General features: G+C 33.7%; 13 protein-coding genes. 9 read left to right on the forward strand and 4 right to left on the reverse strand.

Features of this window, described 5'->3' with window-relative positions:
• The first annotated feature begins 731 nt into the window (after window positions 1–731).
• Window positions 732–1,649, forward strand: a complete 918-nt coding sequence (gene rnz, locus B6D18_RS10790; protein WP_086364447.1) for a ribonuclease Z — start codon at window positions 732–734, stop codon at window positions 1,647–1,649.
• Between the two features lie 246 nt (window positions 1,650–1,895).
• On the opposite strand, the gene B6D18_RS10795 is transcribed toward rnz, so the two are convergent.
• Window positions 1,896–2,456 carry an NAD(P)H-dependent oxidoreductase gene (locus tag B6D18_RS10795; RefSeq protein WP_086364448.1) on the reverse strand — a complete coding sequence of 187 codons (561 nt, stop codon included), beginning with the start codon at window positions 2,454–2,456 and terminating at the stop codon, window positions 1,896–1,898.
• 111 nt (window positions 2,457–2,567) lie between these two features.
• Between B6D18_RS10795 and B6D18_RS10800 the strand changes: the two genes are divergently transcribed.
• Window positions 2,568–2,915: a helix-turn-helix domain-containing protein gene (locus B6D18_RS10800; protein WP_086364449.1), complete on the forward strand. Its 348-nt coding sequence runs from the start codon at window positions 2,568–2,570 to the stop codon at window positions 2,913–2,915.
• Window positions 2,916–3,038: 123 nt separating this feature from the next.
• On the opposite strand, the gene argE is transcribed toward B6D18_RS10800, so the two are convergent.
• The gene (gene argE / locus B6D18_RS10805; protein ID WP_086364450.1) at window positions 3,039–4,196 is read right to left on the reverse strand and encodes an acetylornithine deacetylase; all 1,158 of its coding nucleotides are present in this window, start codon (window positions 4,194–4,196) and stop codon (window positions 3,039–3,041) included.
• Between the two features lie 262 nt (window positions 4,197–4,458).
• Between argE and B6D18_RS10810 the strand changes: the two genes are divergently transcribed.
• The 6 genes from B6D18_RS10810 to B6D18_RS10835 all read left to right on the forward strand — a co-directional run bounded on the left by B6D18_RS10810 (window position 4,459) and on the right by B6D18_RS10835 (window position 11,718).
• Window positions 4,459–5,097, forward strand: a complete 639-nt coding sequence (locus B6D18_RS10810) for a hypothetical protein (protein ID WP_086364451.1) — start codon at window positions 4,459–4,461, stop codon at window positions 5,095–5,097.
• A 361-nt stretch (window positions 5,098–5,458) separates the two neighbouring features.
• On the forward strand, window positions 5,459–6,532 hold the full coding sequence (locus tag B6D18_RS10815) for an HlyD family secretion protein (RefSeq protein ID WP_086364452.1): 1,074 nt from the start codon (window positions 5,459–5,461) through the stop codon (window positions 6,530–6,532).
• A 13-nt stretch (window positions 6,533–6,545) separates the two neighbouring features.
• Window positions 6,546–9,347, forward strand: a complete 2,802-nt coding sequence (gene rbbA, locus B6D18_RS10820) for a ribosome-associated ATPase/putative transporter RbbA (protein ID WP_086364453.1) — start codon at window positions 6,546–6,548, stop codon at window positions 9,345–9,347.
• A gap of 5 nt (window positions 9,348–9,352) precedes the next feature.
• Window positions 9,353–10,483, forward strand: coding sequence for an ABC transporter permease (locus B6D18_RS10825; protein WP_086364454.1), 1,131 nt, complete (start codon window positions 9,353–9,355; stop codon window positions 10,481–10,483).
• A 70-nt stretch (window positions 10,484–10,553) separates the two neighbouring features.
• Window positions 10,554–10,979: a hypothetical protein gene (locus B6D18_RS10830; RefSeq protein ID WP_086364455.1), complete on the forward strand. Its 426-nt coding sequence runs from the start codon at window positions 10,554–10,556 to the stop codon at window positions 10,977–10,979.
• A 364-nt stretch (window positions 10,980–11,343) separates the two neighbouring features.
• Complete coding sequence (locus B6D18_RS10835; protein ID WP_086364456.1) at window positions 11,344–11,718, forward strand: hypothetical protein; 375 nt, start codon at window positions 11,344–11,346, stop codon at window positions 11,716–11,718.
• 28 nt (window positions 11,719–11,746) lie between these two features.
• On the opposite strand, the gene B6D18_RS10840 is transcribed toward B6D18_RS10835, so the two are convergent.
• Window positions 11,747–13,012, reverse strand: coding sequence for a Y-family DNA polymerase (locus B6D18_RS10840; RefSeq protein WP_086364457.1), 1,266 nt, complete (start codon window positions 13,010–13,012; stop codon window positions 11,747–11,749).
• Window positions 13,012–13,455 carry a LexA family transcriptional regulator gene (locus B6D18_RS10845; protein WP_173795320.1) on the reverse strand — a complete coding sequence of 148 codons (444 nt, stop codon included), beginning with the start codon at window positions 13,453–13,455 and terminating at the stop codon, window positions 13,012–13,014. Before B6D18_RS10845 ends, B6D18_RS10840 begins: the two co-directional genes overlap by 1 nt.
• 540 nt (window positions 13,456–13,995) lie before the next feature.
• On the opposite strand from B6D18_RS10845, the gene B6D18_RS10850 reads away from it, so the two are divergent.
• Entirely contained in the window at window positions 13,996–15,084 is a 1,089-nt protein-coding gene (locus B6D18_RS10850) for an RNA ligase RtcB family protein (protein WP_086364459.1), read from the forward strand.
• Window positions 15,085–15,332 lie beyond the last annotated feature (248 nt).

Consider the following 15,332-nt stretch of genomic DNA (forward strand, 5'->3'; position numbering starts at 1 on the left):
CTTTTGGGGCGAACAGACCATTGAACGTAAAAACGTCTAATCTATATAATAAATCAATAAGTTAACTAAATTTATTGCTATCAATAGTATTGTGGAGTTTTATGAAAATAATAAAATTAATGACTATATTTATTATTTTTATGCCACTACTGGTTTCTGCATAATTCAAAATATGCTTATTTAAATCAGGATGAATTACGCTGCCACTGTAGTGGCAATACGCGTTCAGAAGCAGAAATGACTGAATGTTTAGAAAAATTTTTTATATTAGTTAAGCTGAGTTAGATAAATCACAAAAGAATTTATTCAATACACTAACTAATTGGGATAAAGATAAACAACACATCGTAATTGCTAAAATTAGACTGAAAAAATTTTACCAAGAATTCATCAAATATCATAACTTGCAGTGTGATTTTGCTTATTCGTTAGGTGGTGGGGCAATTGGAAACGCGCTAAATATGTTTAAATTCTCTAGCCTTGCTGAACTAAATTTTCAACGAGCAAAACAACTAGATCTTTATCTTAAATAAAGTACAAGATGAAATTTTTATTTAAATTATTGTACTGATTTTTATGATATAAACATTTTGGTTTTAACGTTCTGTTATAAATGAATTAATTATTATAGTTACTATTATAATAATTTTTCTATTTCTTATAGCAAAATAAAATTATCAATAGTTATTCTCAGTATATAATAAAATTTTCAATGACAATCTGATCTTGATATGAAATTAACTTTTTTAGGGACTAGTGCTGGTTCACCAACCGCTGAACGTAATGTAAGTAGTGTTATGCTTGATCTTCGACAAGAACGCGGGCGATTATGGCTGTTTGATAGTGGTGAAGCAACGCAGATGCAAATGCAAAAGGCCAATTTTAGTTTAGCTAAATTGGAGATGATATTTTTGACTCATTTACATGGCGATCATCTATTTGGTTTACCTGGTGTGTTGACCACTCGTTCATTAATGCAAAAGCAATCGGCATTAACGTTAGTTGGACCTAAAGGTATTAAACAATTTATCCAAACAGTGATTGAAATTAGTTCTTCCTGGCTTACTTACCCTTTAAATATCATTGAGCTTGAACAAGATAGCTTAGTGTTCGAAGATAATAAATTTCGCGTCGAAGCCAAATTATTACAACATCGAGTGCCTTGTTTTGGTTATCGTATTGTTGAAAAGGATCTTCCTGCAACGCTGAATATTGATAAATTAAAAAAAGATAACATCCAAATAGGTTCACATTATGCTTATTTAAAAGAAGGTTTAACCGTTACTTTAGAAGATGGTAGAACGATTAATGGTAAGGATTATCAGAGCGATATTAAGCTAGGCAAAAAAGTAGCTATATTGGGTGATACCATTCCTTGTCAAGCATCCATTGATTTAGCCGAAAATGTTGATTTATTAGTGCATGAGGCCACTCAAGAACAAGCTTTAGAGGCAAAAGCCATTGAACGTGGACACTCAACGACAATACACGCCGCCAACATTGCTAAGCAAGCTGATGCTAAAAGGTTAATCATAACGCATATTAGCCCTAGATATAGTTTACAAGATAATCAAAAACTGGTTAATGAAGCAAGGAGCGTCTTTGCTAATACTGAAATTGCTACTGATTTTGCCACTTTTCAAGTTTAATCAATCACGCCGACTTTGTCGGCTATTACTAATCAAACTAATCAAAGTTAAAACTATAACAATAACTAAAATATGACTTTTCTTATATATTTTTACTATATCAACATGGTCGTTTTGTAAAAAATATTGAGGAGTGTATACCATCTTATTTTTACTTATCTGAACTTAATTGCTTAGGACTGATTTCTTGATTAAACGGCCTTAATAAAATCATTTTATTTGCGCTTTTGATAATAATTATGTCATTTAGATTAACATTCCTAATTTTTTCATCCAATTAACATAATTATCTGCACTTTTATTTATTTCACTCAAGGTAATTTTATCTGGATAGTCTGGCTCATTGTTTGCGCCATAAAGTGCAAATGTGGGCTGATAATCAGCATGAACATAATTCATTGTTAATTCGAAAGGTTTTAATATTTCTTCAAGCGTATATTGATATAGTCCTGTGCAGGAATAATCTGTTTTCTTAATACCAGCTGAAACCGCTAAAGCCACTTTTTTGTTGTTTAATTTATCGCCTAAAGAACCGAAAGCCCAATCATAAGTAAAAACGTCGTCGAACCATTGTTTTAACAGTGGTGGACAATTAAACCAATATATTGGGAACTGAATGACTAAATTCTGATGGTTTTCAATTAAATTTTGTTCAAATTTAGCGTCTATTTGGTAGGTTGGATAGCATGAATATATATCGTGTATGGTTAGTTGTTCATGATATTGATTTAATTTATTAAGCCAGCATCGATTAACACTTGATGATGATAAATTTGGATGGGCTACAATCACTAAAGTACGTTTCATTCTCAATATTCCTTTTGTTGTGATAAATCATCTAATCATAGTAATATTGATACAATTATTTTTGAAGTACGGTAATTATTGTTATGTACTATCTCTAGGGAGAGTGTAAGTATGGAAAAGCATCATTGTGCAGAAGACAATTTCGAGAATAGCGGATTTAATTACACGCTCTCGATGATCAGAGGAAAATATAAGATCATTATTCTTTATTGGTTAAATGAAAATCAACCATCTATGCGTTTCAATGAACTAAAACGGAGCATCAAAGAAATCTCCTTTAAAACATTGAGTAATACTTTAAAAGAAATGGAGAGAGATAAATTAATTTTTAGAAAAGAATACCCGCAAATTCCACCAAAAGTTGAATATGGTTTGTTAGAGCGGGGTAAAACACTTGTACCTGTATTAGATATGCTTTGCCAATGGGGAAATATGCATAAAGATGATAGCTTAGATTAATTTAGAAGCTAATTTTTGTAAAGAATATTGAGAAGTGTATACCGTCTTAATATAAAAATAATGAATTATTATGTTTTAATAGCATTAAGCTGATTCGCCGACTTTGCCGGCGAATATATTGATTTATAAACAAAAATCTTTAATTAAATTTTCAATGGTTAATTTGGTCGGTTTTAAGAAATCCATAGAGATAAATTCATCTGGTTGATGAGCTTGCTCAATTGAGCCTGGTCCTAACACAATGGTTGGGGCGATTTGATTTAAATATGGTGCTTCAGTACTGTAGTTAACGGTTTGTGCGGTGTGACCAACCAGTTTTTCGATATGATTTAATGCTGGATGATCTTTTTTACATTCATAGCCCGGTATTGGTGATACTTCATATTCGATGGAAACTCGATTAGGATATTGGTCCATAACGGGTTGTAATGCTTCACAAAGGGCATTATAAAGTGAATCAATATCGTTATCTGGTAATACCCGAATATCAATAATCAATTCACAACAGCCACAGATACGATTAGCTGCATCACCACCATGAATAACGCCAAGATTCATGGTTGGATAAGGTACGCTAAAACCATCATTATGATATTGTTGTTTGAATTTTTGTTTCAAAATAAGTAATCTTTCAATCACTAAATGCATGATTTCGATAGCATTAATACCTTTGTCTGGATCACTTGAATGGCCTGACTTACCAATAACTCTAATTGAATTAGATATAAACCCTTTATGAGCACGAATAGGAATTAATGAGGTAGGTTCGCCGATAATCGTGCAGTCTGGTTGTAGTTGCGTTTGTTGGGCAAAAAATGAAGCGCCAGCCATGGATGTCTCTTCGTCTGCGGTGGCCAATACATAAATTGGTTTGGTTAATTTTTTAAGATCGATATCACGTAATGCATCTAATATAAAAGCAAAAAATCCTTTCATATCCGCCGTGCCTAGTCCATAGAGCTTATTATTTTCTTCAGTTAACTTGAATGGATCTTTTGTCCATTGCCCATCATCAAATGGCACAGTATCACTATGACCACTTAATAATAGACCACCTTGAGTTTTATTGTCACTATTGGAATAGGTGGCTAACATATTAAATTTATTACGAGTATTTGGTACAGGTTGAATGTCAATTGTAAAGCCTAAATCAGTAAACCATTGCGCTAATTTGTCAATTAGTGGCTTATTAGAATAATCTAATTTTTCATTGGTTACATTACTGATAGTTGGCGTGGATATTAATTCATTATAAATTGTCAAAAAAGAAGGAAGAGCCATAAAATCACCTTTATTAAATAAGTCATAACGCTAAGGAAAATATATTTAATCGTTATATTTTCTTACTGCACTGTTACCAATACCTTATTGCTATTTTGTTAGACGTTTATTGATTAGCAAACAATTGTTTTATCATTAAATATTTCGCAGCTGTTATAGTTAAAAATAAGCTAAATAACAATTGTCTTTATTGATATAATAACTTATTTTAAAGCTACTCAAAGTAAAAATTTATTATCATTCACTAATAAGGAGATAGGTAGTGAAGATTAAATTGTTATGTTTTATTGGATTACTCGTACTTTTTTTCGCAAATATAAAAAAGTCATCATTTGATGATGATTTTAGTCATTTATTAAAAAGTTTTACCCAATGCGATAAGACTTTTTTTTTAGATTTAAATCAAAAAAAATATCATAATTATTTTCCAATTATAACGTTACCAACTGGATATAGTAAATTTGCCACTATATCGAATAATAATTCCGTAAAAAATAAGCTTATATTTGATCCGCCGATTATCTTTAATGGTTTGAAAATAGAAAGCTTTGAACAATCTGAATATATTACCAATGAACATCTAAAGTTCTATTTTTGGGGATTTAGCACCGATAATACCTTTGAAGAGATTAAAAGTGCGCTATCTTGGGTTGATTGGCAAATATCCGTTGATGGTACGCTTGATTTTGCCAATGCATCATTTTATAAAAATGGTGTTTGGTCTGACAATAAACATGTATTAACCGATACCTCTCCAGAAAGAGGTACTGCAGAAAATTTATTGTTTCTCGAATATGATAATGATAGATTGAGTGGCAAAGCCATTATTCAATGTACTATTCAAGGTGATATTCCAGAAAAAGAATTATGGCGTTTTAGACCGGATTTATGGTCTTTTTAAAGATAATCGTTTTGCATTTATAAGGTAACTCCAATTTAATTTTATATTGATTTGGAGTTTAGTTTTTCTATTAACTTCATTTCATTGATTAAATCAATAACACATTAAAATATTTCCAATTAAATTAATTAGATATTTATTTTTTTGCTTGTCTTGATAATTGATTATTAATGCTTATTTTGATCTATAATTAAAATTATAAATGACATTTTTTAGCTTTTACTGCGTTTGTTTTGATAGTTGATGTTATTTATAAAATACATTTGTTATGATGATCATATTGAAAATAAATCGCTTTTAATGTTTAAATTTTTAGTTAAGATTTATTATAAATTTGTCACTTTAGAATAAGGTGTTATTCATGAAACAAATAAATAAAAAATGGATTGTTATTGCAGTTGTGGTTGTTGTTATTGGTTTTATTTTGTGGCAGCAATTTAAACCTGATGGCTATGGTTCCGATTTTACTAGTGGCAACGGACGTATTGAAGCTACTGAAATCAATATCTCTACCAAGTTAGCCGGTAGAATTGAAAAGATTAATGTTGAAGAAGGCGATTTTGTCACTGCAGGTCAACCGCTAGTCATTATGCAAACTGATACGTTACAAGCGCAATTAAATGAAGCTCAAGCCCAACATCGACAAGCTATGAGTAATGAAGCGACATCAAAAGCACAGGTAGCTTTAAAAATGAGTGATAAAGTTGCAGCTTTAGCTGGTGTTACGCAAAGAGAAAGTGACTTAGATATAGCTAATAAACATTTACAACGTACGACAGCGCTTTATCAAAAAGGGGCGATTTCAGTACAACAATTTGATGATGATACAGCTAAGGTAAATAGTGCCAAAGCCGCATTAGATTCAGCTAAATCACAAGTTACCGCTGCCGATGCCGCAATTGAAGCTGCTCAAGCTGGTGTAGAAAGTGCTAAATCAGCGATAAATGTAGCGTTAGCGAATATCAATCAAATTCAAGCTGATATTAATGATAGTACTTTAACTGCTCCTGTTGATGGCCGTATTCAATATCGTATAGCCCAACCTGGTGAAGTTTTACCTTCAGGCGGAAAAGTATTAAATCTAGTCAATCTGTCAGATGTTTATTTGACTTTCTTTTTACCAGAAATGATTGCTGGAAAAGTAGGAATTGGTGATGAAGTAAGATTAGTGTTGGATGCCTTACCTGGTAAAGCTATTTCAGCCAAAATTTCATTTGTATCTAGTGTTGCACAATTTACGCCTAAAACTGTTGAAACCAAAGATGAACGTCAAAAATTGATGTTTAGAGTTAAAGCACAATTAAGCCCAGAATTGTTAAAATGTTATATTTCTTATGTTAAAACTGGTCTTCCTGGCGTTGCATGGGTTAGACTTGATCCTAATACAGAATGGCCTGCTGGTTTATCTGATGTTGCAAAATGCCAAACAAAATAATTGGAGATAGCATATGTCAGAATCGGATAAAAAGGATTTGGCGTTACTTGCTGATGGTAAAACCATTGAAGATGCAGTTGTCAATGTCAGTAATGTAACATTACATTATAAAAAAACTTGTGCACTCAATGATGTTAGTATTGCCATCCCACCAAGATGCATGGTGGGATTGATTGGTCCCGATGGGGTGGGTAAATCAAGTTTATTGTCTTTGATAGCTGGCGCGCATGTCATCCAAGAGGGATTAGTTTACGTTTTAAATGGGGATATGAAAGATAAAACCCATCGTCAAAACGTATGTACCCGTATTGCTTATATGCCACAAGGATTAGGCAAAAATCTTTATCCAACACTGTCAGTCGAAGAAAATTTACAATTTTTTGCCCGTTTATTTGGTAATGATGCAGCTGAAAGACGGCGACGTATTGATGAGTTAACCAAAAGTACTGGCTTATATCCTTTTTTATCTCGGCCTGCAGGTCGTCTTTCTGGTGGGATGAAACAAAAGGTAAGTTTATGTTCGGCTTTAATTCATGACCCCGATTTACTTATTCTTGATGAACCAACAACCGGTGTTGATCCACTTTCTCGCGCACAATTTTGGCAACTCATTAATAAAATCCGTAAGCAACGTCCACAAATGAGTGTTATTGTTGCCACTGCTTATATGGATGAGGCGCAAAATTTTGATTGGTTAGTGGCAATGTATGGCGGTAAGATCCTCGAAACAGGTACACCACAAGCGTTGTTAGCCAAAACAGCAAAAGATAATTTAGATGATGCTTTTATTCAATTAATGCCTGAAGATGCTAGAGAAGGTTATCAGGCCGTTGAAATCCCTCCATTAGATTTAAATCAAGATTTAAAAGTAGCAATCGAAGCAAAAGGATTAACTAAGCAATTTGGCGATTTTATTGCGGTTGATCATGTTAATTTCTCCATAAAACAAGGTGAGATTTTTGGTTTTTTAGGATCAAATGGTTGCGGTAAATCAACCACCATGAAGATGTTAACTGGTCTATTACCAATTTCGTCAGGTGAAGCGTGGTTATTTGGTAAACCGATTGATGCCAGTGATATTAATGTAAGACGCCATTTAGGTTATATGTCGCAGGCGTTCTCACTTTATAGTGAATTGACGGTTGAACAAAACCTCGTGTTACATGCTCGTCTATTTGGTATTGAAGAAAGTAAAATACCAGCACGAGTTGAGGAGTTAGTTAAGCGTTTTGGTTTGGAAAATGAATTAAAAAGTTTGCCAGATAGTCTACCGTTAGGCGTTAAGCAAAGACTTTCTTTATCGGTCGCTGTGGTTCACAACCCTGAAATACTTATTCTTGATGAACCTACTTCCGGTGTCGATCCGATTGCTCGTGATGACTTTTGGCGTTTAATTATTGAGCTTTCCCGAAAAGATAAAGTCACCGTATTTATCACTACTCATTTTATGAATGAAGCGGCACGCTGTGATAGGATTTCGTTAATGCATGCTGGTAAAGTTTTAGCCAGTGATACGCCAGATAATATCATTCATTCTAAAGATGCGAAAACCCTTGAAGAGGCCTTTATTCGATATTTAGTTGATGCAGGTGCTGATGATACGAGTAATGATGAAAAAGTTAGTGAAATGCCTAAAGCTGTAGCTAATGATAATGAGCAAGTTAAAATCAATGTGCATCATCTACAAGGATTTAGTCTAACTCGTTTGATTGGTTGTCTATGGCGTGAAACACTTGAGTTATCTCGTGATCCATTGCGCGCTTTATTGGCACTTTTAGGTTCAGCGATATTAATGTTGGTGATGGGCTATGGTATCACGATGGATGTTGAGGACTTAAATTTTGCAGTATTAGATCGTGATCAAACGATTACCAGTCAAAACTATATTACTAATTTATCTGGCTCTAAGCGTTATTTTATTGAGAAACCACCAATCACTGATTATGATGATATGGACCATAGGATGAGAAGTAATGAAATAGCGTTGGCGATTGAAATTCCACCTAATTTTGGCCGTGATATTCAACGCGGTGATCCAGTTAATATCGGTATCTGGATTGATGGGGCCATGCCATTACGTGCCGACACAATTAAAGGATATGTACAAGGTATGCACCTTGCGTGGTTAAGTGACAAAATAAAAACCACCACCGGCACCGCATCTAGCTCATTGGCAAATATTGAGACCCGTTATCGTTATAATCCAGATATTAAAAGTTTGCAAGCGATGGTGCCTGCGGTCATTCCTATTTTACTCTTAATGATTCCGTCAATGTTAGCTGCATTATCCGTAGTGCGTGAAAAAGAGATGGGATCAATAATTAACTTATATGTAACGCCTGTTACTCGAACTGAGTTTTTATTAGGTAAACAAGTTCCTTATATTGTTATTTCGATGCTTAGTTTCTTATTACTGCTACTTATGGCGGTTACGATATTTGGCGTACCGATAAAAGGAAGTTTGCTAACTTTATGTTTAGCTGGATTGGCTTATTGTATTATTGCGACAGGCTTTGGCTTACTTGCCTCAACCGTAACACGCAGTCAAATTGCGGTGATATTTTTGACATGTGTTGGTACTATGTTACCAGCGATACAATTTTCGGGATTACTCAATCCAGTAGCATCATTAGAAGGAAGTGGGCGATATATTGGTGAAGTCTATCCAACTACCCATATGCTTATTATTGCTCGAGGTGTTTTCAATAAGGCATTAGGATTTTTTGATTTACATAACTCGATATTTACCTTACTGATTACTATTCCGATTATACTTGGTGCAAGTATATTCCTCCTCAAGAAACAAGAAGGATAGATATTATGCAAAGCTTTATTAATATTTATCGCTTAGGTATTAAAGAGTTATGGGGATTGATTCGTGATCCAATCATGTTATTGTTAATCGCCTACTGCTTTACGCTGGATATTTATACCGCAGCTACCGCAACTTCAGATTCTCTTCATCATGCTTCAATTGCGGTGGTTGATGAAGATGATTCGCCTTTATCAAGGCAAATTATCGCAGCGCTTTATCCACCAATGTTTAATAAGCCAGTTAAATTAAATTCAATGGATGAAGTTGATCGTGGAATGGATACCGATAGTTATACTTTTGCATTAAATATACCACCTAATTTTCAACGTGATGTGTTAAATAACCAAAGTCCAGAAATTCAACTTAATATTGATGCAACCCGAATGGGACAGGCTTTTGTAGGTAATGGTTATATTACGCAAATTGTCACCAGCGAAATAACTAAATACTTTAATCAAATTGATAAACCCACCAGTTTGCCGGTTAATATAGAGGTTCATGCGGCCTTTAATCCTAATTTAACCCGTTCTTGGTTTGGTTCTGTCATGGAGATTATTAATATTGTTACCACATTGTCTATTATTTTAACCGGCGCGGCATTAATGAAAGAGCGTGAGCATGGTACTATCGATCACTTGCTGTCAATGCCTGTGACACCATTTCAAATCATGATTTCTAAAGTTTGGTCTATGGGGCTGGTGGTATTAGTTTCGACTTGGGGTGCACTATTAGTCGTTGTTCATGGTTGGTTAAATGTGCCAATTGAGGGCTCGATTACCTTATTTTTAATTGGTGCTGCTTTGCATTTATTCGTGACAACGTCACTCGGTATCTTTATGGCCACGGTAGCTAAATCAACCGCACAATTTGCGATGCTATTTATTTTGATTCTTCTACCGTTACAGATGCTTTCTGGTGGTAGTACGCCAAGAGAAAGTATGCCGGAATTGGTGCAAAATATTATGTTATTTGCACCAACAACCCATTTTGTCGAATTAGGGCAGGCAATTTTATATCGAGGGGCTGGTTTAAGTGTGGTTTGGACATCGTATGCGTGGTTATTAGGCATTGGTAGTGTATTTTTCCTAATTGCGCTTAAACGTTTTCGTAGTTCAATTGTTAATATGGGCTCTTAATTTTATTAATAATAAAAGTGCAAAAGTTAACTTTATTTTTACTTAACAATTTAAATTATTGAAGTTTTTTATGAAAAAGATTCATTTGCTAAAATATATTATCGCAATTGTAGCTGTTATTACTATTCCTTTGGCAATGGTCGAGTCTTCAGATAATGTTGACAATAACACAACTGAAGCTATTCCCGTCTATGATTCAAGAACTGAATTTTTAGATATCAATAACAAGGCAACTGAATTTATTACCGCTTATAATAAAGCGCATCATACTAATTTACATATTGTCGAAGTAAATGGAAAAGATTATTTACCTCGTTGTCTTGTACCATTAAAAGCTGGTTGGAAGAAAGCTGAAGTTCATGGTGGTACAATTCCTTTTCGATATGTTATTTCTATTTCTTGTGAAAAATCGAAGGATGATAGATATAGAAAAAAATGGGATATTGATGTGTATGTTCGCAATGAACAAGGTAATTCAATTCAATCAATTGATTAAGGGATTATTTTTTTGATTTATCAGTTAATGAATTATCTATTTAGCAAAAGGTAACTTGTACCAACGATTAATATACTATCAACTGAGTAAATTTCGCTTGATTTGCTAAACTGCGGTTTGTCTGATATTGCCTAGTAAACAGTATTCATTCTATTGAATTAAAACAGGCAAATTTATATCGTGGTTTAAGTATTGTTTGGCTATTTCGTTGCATGCGTAGTTATTAGCTATTGCTATTAGCTTCTTTATTATTGCGCTTAAACGTTTTGGTAGTTAATTGTTGATATTGACCTCTACGTTGTATCAATGTTAAAGTTATGAAAATAATGTTTTTACTTAACAATTTAAATTATTAAAGTTTTTTATGAAAAAGATTCATATACTGAAATATAGTATCGCAATTGTAGCTGTTATTACAGTTCCATTTGCACAGACTATGACGCTTGATGAAGTTTTCGGTGAAATTGATAATAAGGCGGCTGAATTTATAGCCACCTATAATCAAGAACATCATACTAATTTACATACAATTGAAGCAAATAGAAAATTTTACGCATCTAGCTGCCTTTTACCATTAAAGGTAAAGTGGCATAAAATATCCTTAAGCTCAAAAAATCTTCCTCACAAATATGGACTTTCAGTTTCTTGTGAAAAATCTATTTATAGTGATCATAGAAAATGGGATGTATATGTTGATGTAAGAAATGAACAAGGTAATTCAATTCAATCAATTAATTAAATTATTATTTTAGCGATTAATCGGTTATCTATTTTACAAAAGGTAACTCGTCCCAACGAGTCGTATACCGTTGGCTAAGTCGCTCTCGCTTGATTTGCCATGCTGCAGTTTGTCTGATACCGCCTAAATGAATAGTGTTTTTTCCCATTTTCTGATTAATGTAATCCATGGTTTTCATTAATTGTTCACTTTTGTGTTTTTCAGTAGCTGATGTTTCTGCTGTAAATAAATCCGATTGGCAATAATTATCTTTAGTTTTTAAATCAAGTAACATCACACCTGATTTCATAAATAAAAAACCTGGTTTATAAATGGATCGTAACCCTTTTTGGGCCGCATGAATAATAAGTCGTGAATCATCGGTCGCCGATAATAATGGCACTACAATTGACGGATTATATTGTACTAATTCAGGTCGAAATCGATTAGTTTTTAAAAACACCAGTATGGCATTGGCAACTGATTTTTGCTTTCTCAATTTTTCTGCGCCACGGCTTGCATGCACACGAATTGCTTCTTGTATATCAAATAGATCATTGGTTAAATGGCCAAAACTACGTGATGTCATAATATTTTTTTTAGCTGTATGTAGATCATCTAATTCAATACAATTCATACCACGTAACTCAAGTATGGTACGCTCAAGGACAACAGAAAATGACTGTCTAATTTGTTTTAAATTTGCTTGATGTAAATCCCAAGCGGTATGAATACCTAGTTCTTTTAATCTTTGCGTAATTCGCCAACCAACGCCCCATATATCTGCAACTGAGAATTGCTTTAAGATAGTTATTTTTTCTTCCTGATCCGTCGGAAAACAATAAACACCTTGATGGATAGGGTGTTTTTTGGCGATATGATTAGCTAATTTTGCTAGCGTGCGAGTTGTAGCAATCCCGATACTGACAGGGATACCCGTATCTCGTTTTACTATTGCTTTTAAATTTTGACAATGACTTAAAACATGACTAAACCCGTTTAGATGAATGAAAGCCTCATCGATCGAATAGAGCTCGATATCCGCAGTATAATGGCGAACGGTATCAAATACTCGCTGACTCATATCACCATAAAGTTCATAATTAGAGCTTAATAAGGTAATTTTTTTTTGAATATGGGAGGGGATTTGATAGGCCGGCATGCCCATCGCGACTAACGGTTTGAGTTCATTAGAGCGTGCTATTACACAACCATCATTATTTGAAAGAATACCAATTGGTTTTCCTTCTAATTTGGGATTAAATACCCGTTCACAAGATGCGTAAAAATTATTACAATCAATTAAGCCAATCATCAGTGTCCCCGTTTACGTAGGGAATGAATGGTATGTATTACCACTCCCCAAATATGTACGTCTTTGCCAACTAATGAAATTGGAGGGTAAAGTTTATTGCCAGACAATAAATGATGTTCGCCATTGATAAAACTTAAACATTTACAGGTTAATTCACCATCCACAGCAGCAACAACAATATCATCTATTTTTGGTTGTAAAGATCGGTCGACAACAAGGAGATCACCACTATAAATGCCATAATCAATCATTGAGTCACCAATCGCTTTAATATAGTAAGTTGCACTAGGATGCTTCACTAAATGACTTGTTAGATCTAGTTTTGTTTCTAAATAATCATCAGCAGGAGATGGAAATCCAGCTCTTACTGGTGTATCAACTAAAGGTAAATAAGCAGTGAGCGAACTATTAGCTTGCCCAAGGACAACACAATATTTATTCAAGAAAAGACTCCGAAAAATTAATAAAAACGAATAGTGCCAGATGATTCGTATTAAAAATAATTGTATGTATAAATATACAGTATAAAATACTTAATTCAATAAAAACGAGTGTAAAAAAATAAAAATAGATGATTAAAAAAGATAATTTGTTACTTTACAACTGACTAAAATTTAATTAGCATACGCGCCATTACAAATAGCAAAGGAGATTTTTATTATGATTTGTTTAACAAACCTTTGCAGGTTGATCCGCCAATAATTAAGTAACTTTTTCTATTCTTACTTCAATTCACTTAGCTGATCTTTGCCTGCCAATTAATTTATACCCATTGTTTAAAGATAACTTGATATCGTTCAAGTAAAACCAATTATTGATAAATCGTATTGAGAGTGATCGTATTGTCACTGGATAAAATTAAACATTTCTTAACGATTAATGTTATGTTGTGTATGCGTTTTATTTGATGGGTTCATTTAAAAATTTGTCTTTAAACAGTATTGAAAAAAATAACAATAATATTTATTTAAATGGATTGATATATGGACAATTCTATACAGGTGCTATCAGATAAAACGTGGTTAATAGCATCTAAAAATACCTGGATCGAAGGTTTAGCAATACAACAATTACTGACAACAGCTAATTTACCTAATATGGTTAAAGTAATGGGGATGCCCGATCTTCATCCCGGCAAAGGCTATCCAATAGGCGCAGCATATTTAAGTCGTGAAATAATTTATCCGGCATTAATTGGTAGCGATATCGGCTGTGGCATGGGATTTTGGCAAACTGACATTAACCTTGCCAAATTGAGTATTGATAAGTTAGAAAAGCAAATAGGGAATATTGATTTACCTGATACTCGTCACAAATATAACTTAGGCACTATTGGTGGTGGTAATCATTTTGCTGAAATTCAAAAAGTCAGTAAGATTTTTGATGCAACATTATTTAATCAATACCAACTTAATGCCAAAAAACTGTTTTTATTAGTGCATAGTGGCTCAAGAGGTTTAGGACATGCTATTTTGCAAAATCAATTATCACGCTTTGGTTATCAAGGCTTAGCAGATGATAGTGATGATGCATTAAGTTATCTTGAAAAACATGATAATGCAGTTGCTTTTGCAAGATTAAATCGTCAAGTTGTGGCGGAAAGATTAATGACCAATTTGAATACTCAAGGCCATGAAGTACTTAATGTTTGTCACAATTTTTTACAAAAAGTCACCATAGATAAACAGAGCTATTGGTTACATCGAAAAGGTGCATCGTCGGCAATGGATGAACTGGTGATTGTGCCAGGTTCACGAGGTGATTACAGCTATCTTGTCAAACCGATTCAACGAGATGATCTACTTATGTCATTAGCACATGGTGCTGGGCGTAAATGGCGTCGAGCTGACTGTAAAGGTAAGTTGGATAATCGCTATTCAATGCAAGAACTCAAACGGACTAAACTAGGTAGTCGTGTTATTTGTGAAGATAGTAGCCTTATTTTTGAAGAAGCGCCGCAAGCTTATAAATCAATTGATAGTGTAATTGAATCAATGCAGCAAGCTAATATTGTTACTGTCATTGCACAATTGACACCAATATTGAACTATAAAACACAAGGAGGTCACTGATGGCTTTGTTGTTTTTCTCTTCTGCTAGAGGGCCCGATGAGTGTACTTTAGCAGTTGCTAAAGCGGTAACGCAATTTTTAAAAGAGGCTGAGCACTGATGAATCCCCTAATGATTTTTATCAAAATCATTAAGTTAAGGTAGATACACATCTTGTCATATGATCAAATGGTTTCGCCAAAAATCAATAATCAGACAACAAAATGTGCGAACTCGATATTTTACACGACTCTCTTTACCAATTCTGCCC

This window comes from Gilliamella sp. A7 (assembly GCF_002142015.1).
GTDB classification, from domain to species: domain Bacteria; phylum Pseudomonadota; class Gammaproteobacteria; order Enterobacterales; family Orbaceae; genus Gilliamella; species Gilliamella apis_A.